Genomic DNA, 15,469 nt, shown 5'->3' with positions numbered 1-15,469 from the left:
CGCCGAACGCCCCCGATTCACCCCATCGGGCAGGCGCTCGGAGTGAATCAGGGGTGCGAACGGGGGCGCTTTTGCTCCGGTGGCCTCTTGTCGATCACGGTGGACCTACCGTCGGATCATGGGATGCGGGGACCGGGCAACGCTGGTACGACTGTGCGATCCGGCCGGCAGGACGAGGGGGACCGGATTCGTCGCGGACGACCGGGGCACGGTCGTGACCAGCCACGAGGCGGTCCACGGGGCCGGCCACCTCGTCCTGCACGGCGCGGACGGACGCAGCTGCCGCGTCGAGGCCGAGGACATCACCGCGCTGCCCGAGCTGGATCTCGCGCTCCTGCCCACCGACGGTCCGGACGTGCTCGGCGCACGGCCGCTGCCGATCGTGGAGCGGGACCGGATCGAACCCGGCACCTATGTGACGATCGCCGCGCACGGCTGGCGCGAGGCCCGCGTCCTGGGACCGGTGCCGGTGACGTACACGGCGGGCGGCCCCACCCACCGGATCGACCGGGCCCTCGAACTGGCCCTCGGCACGGACGGCAGCGACGCGCTGCGGCTCGGCGGCGCCGCCGTGGGCGGACCGGTCCTCGACCCGGACACCGGCGCGGTCATCGCGGTGCTCGGCACCGCGCTGCGGGCCGGACACGCCGCCGCCGGATGCGCGGTGCCGCTGGCCGGGGCGGGCGAAGGAGGACCGCTGGGCGAGCTGCTGCGGCGCAACGCCATGAGCGTCCCCGGCTACGGCCACGATCTGAACCTGGCCGGGGCGCTCCAGCTGACCGCCATGTCCGTCGGCGCCGCCGACGGGCCGGGCGACCGCCCCGATCCGGTGGAACGCCCCGAGGCCACCGCCGAGTTCAGCGCGTTCGCCGCCACGGGAACCGCGGAGCCCGGCGAGCGGGGCGCGGTCGTCCTCGGCCTGGTCGGGGAGCCCGGCACCGGCCGCACCACCGAACTCGCCGCGCTGGCCGCCCGACGGGCCCGCGGTCAGGTGCCGGCCCTCACGCTGTGGCTGCGCGGCGCGGACCTGCTGGCCGACGACACCTCCGTGGCCGACGCGATCGTCCGCACGCTCGGGCAGGCCGGACGCATCGTCACCGCCGCAGGAGCCCCCGGTGACATGGCGGCCGCCACCCCGGAGCGGGTGGCCCGGCTCGCGGCGGACGCGGGCAGCCCGCTGCTCGTCCTGCTGGACGGCCCGGAGGAGATGCCGCCCGTCCTGGCGCACCGGCTGGCCCGGTGGACCACGGGCACGGTCGACTGGCTCCGGGAGAACGGGGCGCGGCTCGTCGTCGCCTGCCGCCCCGAACACTGGGAGACCGCGGGCGCGCTCTGTCCGCCGGACGCGCTGCACCGCCCCGCCAGGCCCGCCAGGCGGCTGCCGTCCGCCCTGCGCATCGACGACCTCACCGTGGGCCAGGCCGAGCTGGCCCGGCAGCGGTACGGGCTCCCGCCCGACGCGCTCGCCGCCGGCCACGACCGGCACCCGCTCACCCTGCGGCTGCTGGCGGAGGTACGCGAGGCACTGCCGCCGGACACGCCGGGGCGGCCCGGCACGGAGGAGGTCTTCGGCGCACACCTGGACCTGATGTGTCTGCGCGTCGCCGTCCGGATCGCCGCCCAGTGGCGGCCGGCCCCGAGCGGCACCGCGGTGCGGCGGCTGGCGGCGCAGGTGGCGGGGCAGGTCCACGAGGCGGCCCGGCGCTGCCTCGGGCCGGGGCAGGGGGAGCTGGACCGGGCCGGGTTCGAGCACGTCTTCCCGTGGCGCACGGGCTGGGCCTCCGCCGTGCTCACCGAGGGCCTGCTGGTCCCGGCGGGAGCCGGCTACCGCTTCGCGCACGAGGAGCTGGGGGACTGGGTCCAGGGCGCGCACCTGGACCTGGACGCGGCACTGCGGTCACTGGTGCACCGCTGGCACGCCCCGGGGGAGAGCGCCGGCCGGGTTCCGCCCCCCGTGGCCGCCGGCCGGGTCCCGCGTCCCCGCCGCCCGGACGCGGCCGACAGGCCCGGCACCGTCCCGGCGGCCACGGGCGCCGCCGGGGGAGCCGAGGATGTCGAACCGCGCACCCTCCCGGTGCCGCGCCACCGGATCGGCCCGGTGATTCAGGCGCTGCTGCTGCTCGGCCGCCGCCAGGGCCCCGCCGCGCTGGCCCACCGGCTGGCCGACCTGATCGAGGCGCTGGACCGGCTGCCGACAGGACGGGACGGGGCAGCGGGCCCCTCTCGGGACGACCCGGCCGCCCCCGGCGAGGGGACCGGCCCGGCGGGCGACGATCCCGCCGCGGACGGCTGCCCGCCCCCCGACGCCCGCTGGTGGGCCGCGCACCTGCTCTCGGAGACGCTGCTGCGGGTGCCCGACGCCCGACCGCACCTCGGCGTGCTCCGGTTGCTCACCGGGCGCATCGTCCGAAGCTCGGCCGAGGCGCAGGGGGCCGGTGCGCAGGGGGTGTACGCGGAGTTCGGGCCGTGGTTCTGGCGGCGGCTGCGGCTGCCGGAGGCGGACCGGATGGACCTGTTCCGACGGCTGGTCCCCGCCGACGGACCGCCGCGCGACGCGAGCGACACCGGCGGCGAGCGCTTCCTGGACGCGGTGGCACGGCGGCTCGCCGCCCATCCGCGTACGATCCAGCCGCTCCTGTGCGCCTGGTTCACGGACGAACACCCTCTGGGCCACGTCCGTGCGGGACACGCCCTCGCGGCCGGCCGGGGAGCGGAGGCGGTGCGCCCCACCGTCGCGGCGGCCGCCCAGGCACTCCTCCACGCCCGCCGCGACCTCGCCGTGGACGATCTGGCCGACGCGCTCGTCTCGACCGATCACCCCCGCGCCGACGAACTGCTCGCGGCGCTGGCGGAGGACGAACCCTCCGCACTCTGCCGGGCCGTCGAGCGCTGGTCGCGCGACGACGACCGCCGCGCCCGGCGGATCGCGGCCGCCTGCTACGGCGCGGTCGTCGCACCGAACCTCACCCGCGACGCCGACCGCGACCTGCTGCGCCGCTCCGCCCTCGCCCTGCTGGCCCGCCCCGGTGACACCGATCTGCACGGGCCGGCGCTGACCCGGCTGGTGGCCGATCCGGAGACCAGGGACCGCTATCTGCCGCAGGCGCTCCGCACCTTCGTCGCGGGCGGCCCCCGGCTCTCCCCGGCCGCGCTCGCCGTCGCCCTGCCCACCCACCCCGAGCAGGTGCTCGCCGGATACCGCGAACGCCTCCTGCGGCCGGGCGACGGCGCGGGCGAGGTGCTCCGCGCCCTCGCCGGGATCGACGCCCCCGCGCTCGCCCTGCACGCCGCCGGGCTCGTCCGGGCCTACGTCGACAGCCACCCCGAGGACACCGTGCACACCGCGGCGTACCTCGACCGCAGGCTGGAGCACGGGCCCGCGGCCCGCGCCCTGCTGCTTCCGCTGCTGACCGGGCTGCTCCGGGACCGGCCCGCGGCCGCGCCGGTGCGCGGTTCGCTCGCCGCGGTGCTGGCCACGCCCGGCAGCCCGGCCTCCCAGCCGCTGCGGGACGAGCTGCTGGAAGTGCTGCTGGAGTTCGAGCAGAGCGGTGCGCGCCGCGACCCGGTCGTGCTCGACGCGCTGCTGCGGGCCGCCGCGGCAGGAAGCGCCGGGCGCGGTCACGCCCGTACCCGGGCCCTGGTCCACCGCACCGGGATGCTGCTCGTCCGGACCCCGGAGGGCGCCGCGCGGTTCGACCGGCGGCTGGTCGAACTCGCCCGTGACGTGCCCGGATTCGCCGGCATGGTCATCGGGTGGCTGGCGGACGCCCCGCAGGAGTGGGCGGCGGTCATCGGTCCCGGCGCACGGCGGACCGTGGAGTCCCTCGGGACCCCGATGCCCATGCCGATGCAGGCCGCAGAGCGTGAGCATGGCAGTCTTAGACCTGCGTAAGAGACAAACCCACGTACACAGGTTCGGGCGAGGAGCGGTCAGAGTGCAGCGCTGGCGTGGCTTGGAGGACATCCCCCAGGACTGGGGACGCAGCGTCGTCACCATCGGCTCCTACGACGGGGTGCACCGCGGACACCAGCTCATCATCGGCCGTGCCGTCGAGCGGGCCCGCGAGCTGGGCGTGCCGTCGGTCGTCGTGACGTTCGACCCGCACCCCAGCGAGGTCGTCCGGCCCGGCAGCCACCCGCCGCTGCTCGCCCCGCACCACCGGCGCGCCGAACTGATGGCGGAGCTCGGCGTGGACGCGCTGCTGATCCTGCCGTTCACCACCGAGTTCTCGAAGCTCGCCCCGGCCGACTTCATCGTGAAAGTGCTCGTCGACAAGCTCCACGCGCAGCTGGTCATCGAGGGCCCCAACTTCCGCTTCGGCCACAAGGCCGCGGGGAACGTGCGGCTGCTCACCGAGCTCGGCGGTACGTACGACTACCGGGTCGAGGTCATCGACCTGCGGGTGCGCGGCGAGGCGGGCGGCGGCGAGCCGTTCTCTTCCACCCTGACCCGCCGCCTGGTCGCCGAGGGGGACATGGCGGGCGCCCGCGAGATCCTGGGCCGCCCGCACCGCGTCGAGGGCATCGTCGTCCGAGGCGCGCAACGCGGCCGCGAGCTCGGCTTCCCCACCGCGAACGTGGAGACCCTCCCGCACACCGCGATCCCCGCCGACGGGGTGTACGCGGGCTGGCTGAACGTGAACGGCGAGGCGATGCCCGCCGCGATCTCCGTCGGCACGAACCCGCAGTTCGACGCCACGGAGCGGACCGTGGAGGCGTACGCGATCGACCGCGTCGGCCTCGATCTGTACGGGCTGCACGTCGCCGTGGACTTCCTCGCCTACGTGCGGGGGATGCTGAAGTTCGAGTCGGTCGACGAGCTGCTCGTGGCGATGGCCGCCGATGTGAAGCGGTGCACCGAGCTGATCTCCGCGTACGAGCGGGGCTGAGCACCGGCGCGGTCTCCGCGCCCCGCTTCCCGTACCGGGGCTTCGTCCAGGGTCATTCGTTCGGATCGGGCTGGGCTCGCGTGCCCTGGTGCCACTCCCTGATCCAGCCTGATCCAGACGAAAGGCCTAGGGTGGACCGGGCCGAAGGAGGTGGGTGCCGTGCGTGAACTGCTCCCCGAGCTGCGTGCCTGGCACGAGGCCGGTACCCCGTTCGCGCTGGCCACGGTCGTCTCCGTCCGGGGCAGCGCCCCGAGGTCGCCGGGCGCCGTGATGGCGGTGACCGCCGGCGGAGCGGTGGCGGGAAGCGTCTCGGGCGGCTGTGTCGAGGGCGCGGTGTACGAGCTGGCCGGCGAGGTGCTCGCCTCCGGCACCCCGCAGCTCCAGTCGTACGGGATCAGCGACGACGAGGCGTTCGGTGTCGGGCTGACCTGCGGCGGCACGATCGACGTCCTGGTCGCGCCGTTCGCCTCCGCCGCCGACCGCGCATGGCTGCGGGGAGTCACGGACTCGATCGCGGCCGGCGAACCCGTCGCCGTGGCCACCGTCCTGCCCGGCTCCGCCGCGGCCGGGGCCCGGCTGGTGGTCAGGCCCGGCGGCGCACAGGGCTCGCTCGGCAACGAGGGGCTCGACGCGGCCGTCACCGACGACGCCCGGGGCCTGCTCGCCCAGGGGGCCACCGGCCTCCAGTGGTACGGGGAGCGCGGGGAGCGCCGGATGCAGGAGGTCTCCGTCTTCGTCCAGACGTACGCGCCACCACCCCGGATGCTCGTCTTCGGCGCCATCGACCACGCGGCCGCGACCGCGCGCATCGGCTCGTTCCTCGGGTACCGGGTCACCGTGTGCGACGCCCGTCCGGCATTCGCGACCCGTGAACGGTTCCCCACCGCCGACGAGGTCGTCTGCGCCTGGCCGCACACCTACCTCTCGGACACCGAGATCGACGGGCGCACGGTCGTCTGCGTCCTGACGCACGATCCGAAGTTCGATGTCCCGCTGCTGGTCGCGGCGTTGCGAACGCCCGCCGCGTACATCGGCGTGATGGGCAGCCGGCGTACCCATCTCGACCGGATCGCCCGGCTGCGCGAGGAGGGGGTGGCCGAATCGGACCTGGTCCGGCTCGCCTCACCCGTGGGCCTCGACCTCGGCGCCCGTACGCCCGAGGAGACGGCGGTCTCGATCGCCGCGGAGATCATCCAGCACCGCTGGGGCGGCACGGGGCGGCCGCTCGGCGAACTGACGGGCACGATCCACCACGAGCGGCGGGGGTAGCGCCGACGGGCGGGCCCGGAACGCCGGACCCGCCCGCCACCGCGTCGGCACGGACTAGACCGGAGCCTTCGCCGCCGCGTTCGCCCAGTGGCACGCCACCTGCGTCTCGCCGCCCCCCGCCAGTACCGGGAGCTCCTTCGTACGGCACGCGTCCGCGACCCCCGCACGCTCCGCCTCGCCCGAGGCCAGCACCTGGCAGCGCGCGTGGAAGCGGCAGCCGGACGGGATCTTCGACGGATCCGGCGGCTCACCCGTCAGCACCACCGGCTCGCCCGGCGCCTCCGGCAGCACCGACAGCAGTGCCTGGGTGTACGGATGCCGGGGCGCCGTCAGGATCTGCTCGACGTCACCGGTCTCCACGATCCGGCCGAGGTACATCACCGCCACCCGGTCCGCGATGTTCCACGCCAGGCCGAGGTCGTGCGTGACCACCAGCGCGGACAGGCCCAGCTCGTCCCGCAGCCGCAGCAGCAGCGCCAGGATCTCGCCGCGCACCGAGGCGTCCAGCGAGGCCACCGGCTCGTCGGCCACGATGAGTTCCGGTTCCAGGACCAGGGCGCCCGCGATCACGACGCGCTGGCGCTGACCGCCCGACAGCTCGTGCGGGTAGCGCAGGAAGAACCGCTCCGGGGGCCGCAGCCCCGCCCGGGAGAGGGCGTTGGTGACCGCCTCCCGCTCGTCACCGCCGTACCGGTGGATCCGCAGTCCCTCGGCCACCGCGTCGTACACCGTGTGGCGCGGGTTCAGCGAACCGCTCGGGTCCTGGAGCACCAGCTGGACCCGCTTGCGGTACGCCTTGAGGGCCCGGCTCCCGTAGCCGAGCGGCTCGCCGCCGAAGGTGATCTGCCCGGAGGCCGGCGGGACCAGGCCCAGCAGCGAACGGGCCAGCGTCGTCTTGCCGCACCCGGACTCCCCGACCAGGGCGACGATCTCGCCCGGCCTGATGTCCAGGTCGACGCCGTCGACGGCCCGGGCCGGCTCCGCGCCGTGCCGGCCGGGGAAGGTGACGTGCAGCGACTGGGCGCTGAGCAGGTCCGTGGTGGTGGTCATGTGGTGCTCCTTGCTTCCTCTGCGCCCGGCAGGACAGGCGCGGCGACCCCCTGCGGACCCACCAGCACACAGGCGGCCAGCCGTCCCGGCCCGGCGTCCCGCAGCTCCTGGTCCTGCGTGGCGCAGGAGTCCAGGGCCGCTGGGCAGCGTGGGTGGAACGTGCAGCCGGCCGGCAGCGCCGACGGATCGGGCGGATCGCCCGGCAGCCCCCGGGGGGCGAACCGGGAGGCCGGGTCCCCGATGCGCGGGAAGGCGCCGGAAAGCGCCTTGCTGTACGGATGGGTCGCGTTCTCGTAGACCTCGGAGGCGGGGCCGTGCTCGACGACCCGTCCCGCGTACATCACCGCGAGCCGGTCGCAGGTGTCGGAGAGCACCGCCAGGTCATGGCTGATCATGATCAGTCCGAGGTCCTGCTCGGAGACCAGCTGCTCGATCAGGCGCAGGATCTGGGCCTGGATCATCACATCGAGGGCGGTCGTCGGCTCATCGGCGATGATCAGCCCCGGGTCGCAGGCGAGCGCCATAGCGATCATCACGCGCTGCCGCTGCCCGCCGGACAGCTCGTGCGGATAGGCGTCCACCCGAGCGGCCGGCAGGCCCACCTGTTCCAGCAGCTCACCGGCCCGCTCGCGGGCGGCGGCTTGCGACGCCTTGCTGTGCAGCACGATCGGCTCGGCGATCTGGTCCCCGATGCGGTGCACCGCGTTGAGCGAGTGCATCGCGCCCTGGAAGACGATCGAGGCACCGGCCCAGCGTACGGCCCTGACCTGGCCCCACTTCATGGTGAGGACGTCCTCGCCGTTCAGCAGGATCTCGCCGGTGACCTTCGTGCCCGCGGGCAGCAGCCGCAGCAGCGCGAGCGCCAGCGTCGACTTCCCGCAGCCGGACTCCCCGGCGATGCCGAGCTTCTGGCCCGCGTCCACCTCCAGATCCACCCCGCGGACCGCCTGGGCCCCTCCGGCGTACGTCACCGTCAGATCGCGGACCTGGAGAAGAGGCGTCTTACGGATGCTCGTCGTGCTCAACGGGCCACCCCCAGCTTGGGATTGAGGACGGTCTCGATGGCGCGGCCGCACAGCGTGAACGCCAGGGCCACCAGGGCGATGGCGATTCCGGGCGGTGCCAGGTACCACCAGTCGCCCGAGCTGACCGCGCCGGCCTCGCGGGCGTCCTGGAGCATGCCGCCCCAGGAGGTGATGGTCGGGTCGCCCAGGCCGAGGAAGGCCAGGGTGGCCTCGGTCAGGATCGCGCTGGAGATCACCAGCGTGGTCTGGGCGAGCACCAGCGGCATCACGTTCGGCAGGACGTGCCGGGTCATGATGTGGCCGTGTCCGCCGCCCAGCGCGCGGGCCCGCTCGATGTAGGGGCGGGACTCCACGGCCAGCGTCTGCGCCCGCACCAGACGGGCCGTCGTCGGCCAGGTGGTGACGCCGATCGCGATGATGACCGTCCACAGCGAGCGGTCCATCACGGTGGCGAGCGCGATCGCCAGGACCAGGGTCGGCATCACCAGGAACCAGTCGGTGACCCGCATCAGGACCGTCGAGTACCAGCCGCGGAAGTGGCCCGCGAGGATGCCGACGACGGTGCCGATGGCGACGCACAGGAAGGCGGCGAGCAGCCCCACCGTCAGCGAGACGCGCGCCCCCCACACCAGCAGGGCGAGCACGCTGCGGCCGAACTGGTCGGTGCCGAGCGGGAACTCACCGCTCGGGGACTCCAGCGCACCGCCGGGTGCGGAGGTGACGCTCTGCGAGTCGGTGCCGACCAAGGCGGGCGCGAACAGGGCGATCAGCCCGATCAGGATCAGCCCGGCCAGCCCCCACAGTCCGCCCGGGTGCTTGCGGTACTCGCGCCAGAAGCGGGCCATGGAGCGGCGCTTACGGGCCCGTGCCAGCGCACGCGGGCTCTTGGCCGCGCCGGTCCCGGTCCCTTCGGGCGTGGGCTTCTCGGCCTCGGGGGTGGAGGCCGGCATGGATTCGGTCGTCATCGGCCCACCCGGGGATCGAGGAGCGGATACAGCACATCGGCCAGGGTGTTCGCCAGGATCACCGCGGTGGCGAAGACGAAGAACAGCCCTTGGACGAGTGGCAGGTCGGGGACGCTGAGCCCCTGGTAGAAGAGGCCGCCCAGACCCGGCCAGGAGAACACCGTCTCGACCAGGATCTGTCCGGCGACCACCTGCCCCAGGTTGACGAACATCAGCGTGAAGGTCGGCAGCATCGCGTTGGGCACGGCGTGCTTGCGGCGTACCGAATCGTCGCGCAGCCCCTTCGCGCGGGCCGTCGTCAGATAGTCGCTGCCCATCTCGTCGAGCAGCGAGGAGCGCATCACCAGCAGCGTCTGCGCGTAGCCGACCGCGACCAGGGTGATCACCGGGAGCACCATGTGGTGCGCCACGTCGAGGACGTAGGCGAAGCCGGTCTCGTTGCCCGACTCCAGACCGCCGGTGGGGAACATGCCCGGGATCGGCCCGATGCCCACCGAGAAGACGATGATCAGGAGCAGCCCGAGCCAGAACGACGGCACCGAGTAGAGCGTGAGCGCCAGCGCGGTGTTGAACCGGTCGCTCGTGGAGCCGTTGCGCCAGGCGGTACGGGTGCCGAGCCAGATGCCGAGCGCGCTGTAGAGGACGTACGAAGTGCCGGTGAGCAGCAGCGTCGCCGGAAGCGCCTCGACGATCTTGTCCATCACCGGGGCGTGGAACTGGAAGGAGGTGCCGAGGTCACCGGTGAGCGCGTCGCCCACGTAACTGGTGAACTGCTGCCACATCGGCTGGTCGAGGCCGAACTGATGGCGGAGCGACTGGAGCTGCTCCGCCGAGACCGGGCGGCCGCCCGTCATCTGCTTCACCGGGTCGCTGGGGATGAGCCGGAAGAGGAAGAAGCTGGTGACCAGAACGGCGAACAGCGAGACGGCCGCGCCGAGGATCTTGGCGGCCACATACCTGAGATAGGCCTTGGTGTTGCGCGCCCGTGGGCCGCGGGCGGCCGCCGGACCGGCCGGGGCCGGCCCTTCGGTATCCGCATCCGCCTGTTTCACGAGCGCCGGAGTGCTGTCAGCTGTCATGAGGGAACTCTCGTTACTCGTGCTGCGCTTAGGGGGACCGGCCGGCGGGGCCGCGGTGCATCGGGCCCGGCCGGCCGCTCCCTCTCATCCCGTCCGCGGAAAACGCCCGCGGTCCATGGAACTACTCGCGGTCGTCCGCGGTGGTGCGACGCCGCCTCATGAGGAGGAATCCGCCACCCGCGAGGACTACTACGACGACCACGATGCCGATGACGACCCCGGTGGAGCTCGATCCGCTGTCGCTGTCCGTGCCGTCGCCGCTGCCCGCCGGTACGGCCGACCACCAGCTCCAGTACCCGTCCTGGCCGTAGATGTTGCCGGCCGCCTCTGGCATGGTCGTGATCGACTTGATCTGGTCGGTGCGGTAGGCCTCGACCGCGTTCGGGTACGCGATGACGTTCATGTACCCGGAGTCGTAGAGCCAGGACTGCATCTGCTTGACGATGTCCGCCCGCTTGGCCGGGTCGTACTCGGCGAGCTGCTTCTTGTACAGCTCGTCGTACGTCTTGTCGCAGATGAAGTCGTCCGTGGACGCGCTCTCCTTGGCCTTGACCGGCAGGGCGGCGCAGGTGTGGATGCCGAGGACGAAGTCCGGGTCCGGGTTGACGGACCAGCCGTCGAAGGCGAGGTCGTACTCACCCGCGTACCAGGGCACGGAGACGTCGTCGAGGCAGTCGACCTTGAGGCCGATGCCGAGCTTGCCCCACCACTCCTTGAGGTACTTGCCGATCGCCTTGTCGTTCGGGTCCGTGGCGTGGCAGAGGATGCGCAGGTCGAGCGGCTTGCCGTCCTTGCCGACGCGCTGGTCGCCCTTGAGCTTGTAGCCCGCCTGGTCGAGGAGCTTGGCCGCCCTGGCCGGGTCGTAGCCCAGCTTCTGGTCCGCGGAGGGTTCCCACTTGTAGGCCGGGAAGCGCGGCGGGATGTAGCCCGCGCCGTCGACGGCGTGGCCCTGGAAGACCTTGTCGATGAGGGTGTCGCGGTCGATGGACAGGAAGAGCGCCTGGCGGACCTTCAGGTCGAGCAGTGCCTTGTTGCCGTTGCCGAACTTCTTGCCGTCCTTGGTCCGCGCGCCGGGGTTGGTGGCCAGCGCGAAGAACCGGCGGCCCGGACCCTCGTTCACCTTGACGTTCTTCTCGCCCTTGAGCGAGTTGGCCTGAGCGGGCGTCAGCGCGGGCGAACCGGCAACGAAGGAGACCTCGCCCTTGCGGAGTGCGGCGACCGCGGCGTCCTGGTCCTTGTAGGTCTTGAAGACGACCTCGTCGAACTTGGGCGAACCGCGCCAGAAGTCCTTGTTGGCCTTGAGCTTCACATACTGGTCGACCTTGTAGTCGGTCAGGATGAACGGCCCGTTGCCCACGATCGGGAACTTCGTGTCGTTGTTGAACTTCGAGAAGTCCCCGACCTTGTCCCAGACGTGCTTGGGGACGATCGGAACGTCGAGCGCGGCCATGGTGGCCTGCGGTTCCTTCAGCTCGATGACCAGCTTCGTGGGGCTCGGAGCCGTCACCTTCTTGAAGTTGGCGACGAAGTTGCCGTTGGCCTGGGCGGCGGCCTCGTCGGTCATCATCTTGTTGAAGGTCCAGGCCGCGTCCTCCGCGGTGGCCTGCTGGCCGTCGGACCACTTGGAGTTGGACCGGATGGTGTAGGTCCACGTCAGCTTGTCCGCGGACGGCTCCCACTTGGTGGCCAGGCCCGGGATCGCGTGGTTGTCCTTGGCGTCGTAGTTCGTCAGGAAGTCGTACATCAGCCGGGTGAGGCTGGTGCTCATCAGCTTCTGGGCGAGGAACGGACTCAGGGAGTCGACGCTCTGCGCGACCGCGACGGTCAGTGTCGTCCTGCCGCTGTCGGCGGCCTGCGCCTGCTGGGGCGAAGCGGCCCCGAGCGGGACCCCCGGCACGACGGACGCGGCGGCGAGCCCGAGGGCGGCGGCGCCGGAGGCCAGGAGGATACGCAGACGTGAGCGTGGCTGGGCGGCGGGTGGTGGGACTCTTTCGACCATGGTCAGGGACCTCGCGTCATGACTCGCACGGAGAAGGCGGGTTGATCTGTGGATCGCCAGCTGGTGAAGCGAAGGTTTATCAGCGGTGGTCGAGCCGCGTCAACGGTCATCGAAACGGCGTGTGGGCTGCGGGAATGCGCAGAGGGTCCGCATCGTGGAGACGATGCGGACCCTCATTGGTTTAGACCTCTGACGCCTTACTGCTGAGGCGCTGGCGGCGGCTGCTGCTGCCATCCCGCGGGCGGCACGGGGCCCTGTAGTCCGGGATGGGCGGGCTGCCCCGGCTGACCGGGCTGACCGGGCTGAACGGCCTGTCCGCCGTACTGCTGTTGTTGCTGGGGCGGGCCGTTCGGGTCCGCGGGCGGCTGGGCCTGCGGGGGCTGCTGCTGCCAGCCCTGCCCGCCGCCGGGAGCCCCCTGCTGGGGGTACGGCTGCTGTCCGCCGTACGGCTGCTGCTGGGGCGGATACGGCTGGCCCGGCTGCTGCGGGTAGGGCTGCTGGCCCGGCGCCTGCTGCTGGCCGGGCATCGGCGGTGCGTACTGCGGCGGTTGGTTGCCACCGTTGGCCGTCCAGAGCCCCTGCTGCTGCTGGGCGCGCGCGAAGTCCTCCGCGACGAGGGCGGAGAGGTTGAAGTACGCCTCCCGCGTCTTCGGACGCATCATGTCGAGGTCCACCTCGGCACCGGCCGACAGATGCTCGTCGAACGGTACGACGACCACGCCCCGGCAACGCGTCTCGAAGTGCTGCACGATGTCATCGACCTTGATCATCTTTCCGGTCTCACGGGCACCTGAGATCACCGTCAGCGACCGCTGTACGAGATCGGCGTAGCCGTGCGCCGACAGCCAGTCCAGGGTGGTGGAGGCACTTGACGCACCGTCGACCGACGGCGTCGAGATGATGATCAGCTGGTCGGCCAGGTCCAGCACACCACGCATCGCGCTGTAGAGGAGACCGGTCCCGGAGTCGGTGAGGATGATCGGGTACTGCTTGCCCAGCACCTCGATCGCGCGCCGGTAGTCCTCGTCGTTGAACGTCGTCGAGACGGCCGGGTCGACGTCGTTGGCGATGATCTCAAGACCGGAGGACGCCTGCGAGGTGAACCGCCGGATGTCCATGTACGAGTGGAGGTGCGGGATCGCGTGGACCAGGTCGCGGATGGTCGCCCCGGTCTCGCGGCGGACCCGGCGGCCCAGCGTCCCGGCGTCCGGGTTGGCGTCGATGGCGAGGATCTTGTCCTGCCGCTCGGTGGCCAGGGTGGAGCCGAGCGCGGTGGTCGTCGTGGTCTTGCCGACGCCGCCCTTGAGGCTGATCACCGCGATCCGGTAGCAGGAGAGGACCGGGGTGCGGATCAGTTCGAGCTTGCGCTGCCGCTCGATCTCTTCCTTCTTGCCGCCGAGCTTGAAACGGGAGGCCGCGGACGGCCCGCGGCTGCTCTTCGTCTTCTGCTTGCCCCGGACCAGCCGGTCGGACGAGAGCTCCACCGCGGCCGTGTACCCCAGCGGCGCGCCCTGCACCGAACGCTCCCGCTGGTCGTGAGTGACGGGAGTGGGCCAGGCGGCTCCGGTGCGCGGGTCGACGGGCGCCCCCTGCGGCGGAAGCGGCTGACCGGGCTGACCCGGCTGACCGGGGTGACCCGGCTGGGGCTGGGGCGGGGCGATCTGTGCGGGCAGGTTCGGGTTGCTCGGGTTGTTCGGGTTCGGGTTGCCCTGGGGGAAGCCGTAGCCGCCCTGCTGCTGAGCGGGCCACTGCGCCGCCTGCGGCGGCTGGGGGGCCTGCGGTGCATAAGGGGAGGGCTGCTGCGCGTGCGGCATCGGGAGCGGGGCTCCGGGCTGCGGCTGCTGTGGCTGGTACGGCGCGGGAGGCTGCTGGGGGAAGCCGTAGCCCGCCTGCGGCGCGGGCGCTCCGGGCTGCGGCTGCTGAGGAAAGGCGGGCTGCTGCGGGTTCTGGGGCGCCTGGGCGGCCTGGGCCGCCGGGTTCTGCGGGAACCCGTAGCCGCCCGGTGCCTCGTTCGCCGGGGGCTGCCCCGGCCACTGCGGGGCGGGCTGCGGTGCGCCGGGCTGCGGCGCGGCCGGCTGGAAGGAGGGCGGCAGCGGCGGCAGCCCTCCCTGCGGCGGTGCCGGTGCCCAGGGGGCGGGGGCGTTCTGCGGTGCGCCGGGGGAGGACGGGGCGTCTGGGGAAGGCGGGGCGTCGGCGTTCTGCGGAGCGCCGGTGGACGGGGCGCCGGTGGACGGGGCACCGGCCTGCGGCGTGCTGTCGGACCCCGCTCCGTTCGTCGCGTCGGCCGAGGGCTCGTCGGGCTCGGTTGCCGCGGGGTCGGACGCCGCCGCCGTCTCGGGCTCGCCGCTCTCCCCGGTGGCCCCGCTCTGTCCGGCGTCCGGGTCCGGGTCCGTACCCCGCTCTCCGGCGGCCGTATCCGTACTGGTGTCAGCCGCGTCCGCGTCCGTGTCGGTCCCCGTCGAACCGGCCGGCGTCTCGCGCTCCGCGATCTCCCGCCTCAGCGCGGCGGACGAGAACCGCACGGTCGAGCCGCTCTCCACATCGCCGTTCCCGGACGTATCGGCCGCACCGCCGACGTCCACCGCGTCCGCCGGCCGTACCGGGGGAGCGGGCTGCGCGGGGGGCACTGGCTGCGCCGGGGGAGCGGGCTGGGCCGGGGCGGGCGGGGCCGGAGTCCAGCCGGGTTCGAAACCGCCGCCGGGCTGAAGCCCCGGTGCGGACACCGGTGCGCCGCTGGGCGGCGGGGGCGGAGCCAGGTGTGTTCCTGCGCCGCCCGAGGAGTCGCCCGGCGTATTCTGCGTGTACCAGGCGGGCGGGGTGTAGTCGATGGTGAACTCACCCGTCGTCTCGGCGGGCTCCGCGTCGGTCGACTCGTCGACGGGCCTGTCCCAGCTCCCGCGCATCTCGTCCCGATCGCCGTTCACTTTGCCTCCTGGTGTGGTCGAGCACCCTCTGTGCCGTGGTGGGTGGGGGCGACCGTTCCCACAGTGCGAACCGCCCGGCTCTCCCCCTGTAACGCGCATAGCCTGCCCGCAGGTTCCTCTGCCGCGTCCGGACCCACCCTAATCGCCAGCGGGCCCGGTACGGCAGGCCGTACGGCACCGCGGGCACTGTCCCCTACGTCACGTACTGCCCCCAAGTGAACTGAGTACGGCGGAGAGTGAAGCGAGATGCGATCAAACGGGCACATCTA

Annotated in this window: 9 protein-coding genes; 3 read left to right on the top strand and 6 right to left on the bottom strand. The window is 73.0% G+C overall.

The genetic code is table 11. The features are described from left to right. Positions 1 to 118 precede the first annotated feature (118 nt). From ACFVQ0_RS32435 to ACFVQ0_RS32425, 3 genes are all read left to right on the top strand, one after another. Entirely contained in the window at positions 119 to 3,892 is a 3,774-nt protein-coding gene (locus ACFVQ0_RS32435; RefSeq protein ID WP_390092777.1) for a trypsin-like peptidase domain-containing protein, read from the top strand. 43 nt (positions 3,893 to 3,935) lie between these two features. Further along, entirely contained in the window at positions 3,936 to 4,889 is a 954-nt protein-coding gene (locus ACFVQ0_RS32430) for a bifunctional riboflavin kinase/FAD synthetase (RefSeq protein ID WP_390092776.1), read from the top strand. A 159-nt stretch (positions 4,890 to 5,048) separates the two neighbouring features. Then, positions 5,049 to 6,158 (top strand): XdhC family protein, encoded by a 1,110-nt coding sequence (locus ACFVQ0_RS32425; RefSeq protein WP_390092775.1) that lies wholly within the window; start codon positions 5,049 to 5,051, stop codon positions 6,156 to 6,158. A gap of 54 nt (positions 6,159 to 6,212) precedes the next feature. Here the strand turns inward: ACFVQ0_RS32425 and ACFVQ0_RS32420 are convergent, their stop codons facing one another. From ACFVQ0_RS32420 to ACFVQ0_RS32395, 6 genes are all read right to left on the bottom strand, one after another. Then, on the bottom strand, positions 6,213 to 7,208 hold the full coding sequence (locus tag ACFVQ0_RS32420) for an ABC transporter ATP-binding protein (RefSeq protein WP_390092774.1): 996 nt from the start codon (positions 7,206 to 7,208) through the stop codon (positions 6,213 to 6,215). Then, positions 7,205 to 8,233 (bottom strand): ABC transporter ATP-binding protein, encoded by a 1,029-nt coding sequence (locus tag ACFVQ0_RS32415; protein WP_390092773.1) that lies wholly within the window; start codon positions 8,231 to 8,233, stop codon positions 7,205 to 7,207. Before ACFVQ0_RS32415 ends, ACFVQ0_RS32420 begins: the two co-directional genes overlap by 4 nt. Continuing rightward, positions 8,230 to 9,198: an ABC transporter permease gene (locus ACFVQ0_RS32410; protein WP_390092772.1), complete on the bottom strand. Its 969-nt coding sequence runs from the start codon at positions 9,196 to 9,198 to the stop codon at positions 8,230 to 8,232. Before ACFVQ0_RS32410 ends, ACFVQ0_RS32415 begins: the two co-directional genes overlap by 4 nt. Further along, positions 9,195 to 10,277: an ABC transporter permease gene (locus tag ACFVQ0_RS32405; protein ID WP_390092771.1), complete on the bottom strand. Its 1,083-nt coding sequence runs from the start codon at positions 10,275 to 10,277 to the stop codon at positions 9,195 to 9,197. The genes ACFVQ0_RS32410 and ACFVQ0_RS32405 overlap by 4 nt, the downstream gene beginning before the upstream one ends. Positions 10,278 to 10,398: 121 nt before the next feature. Next, positions 10,399 to 12,276 carry an ABC transporter substrate-binding protein gene (locus ACFVQ0_RS32400; protein WP_390092770.1) on the bottom strand — a complete coding sequence of 626 codons (1,878 nt, stop codon included), beginning with the start codon at positions 12,274 to 12,276 and terminating at the stop codon, positions 10,399 to 10,401. Positions 12,277 to 12,473: 197 nt separating this feature from the next. After that, positions 12,474 to 15,200, bottom strand: coding sequence for an SCO5717 family growth-regulating ATPase (locus ACFVQ0_RS32395; RefSeq protein WP_390092769.1), 2,727 nt, complete (start codon positions 15,198 to 15,200; stop codon positions 12,474 to 12,476). Between the last annotated feature and the right edge of the window lie 269 nt (positions 15,201 to 15,469).

It is taken from the genome of Streptomyces sp. NPDC057900, assembly GCF_042887885.1.
Lineage (GTDB): Bacteria > Actinomycetota > Actinomycetes > Streptomycetales > Streptomycetaceae > Streptomyces.
The sequence above is the reverse complement of the archived record's forward strand: the minus strand, read 5'-3'. Positions and strand labels throughout refer to the sequence as shown.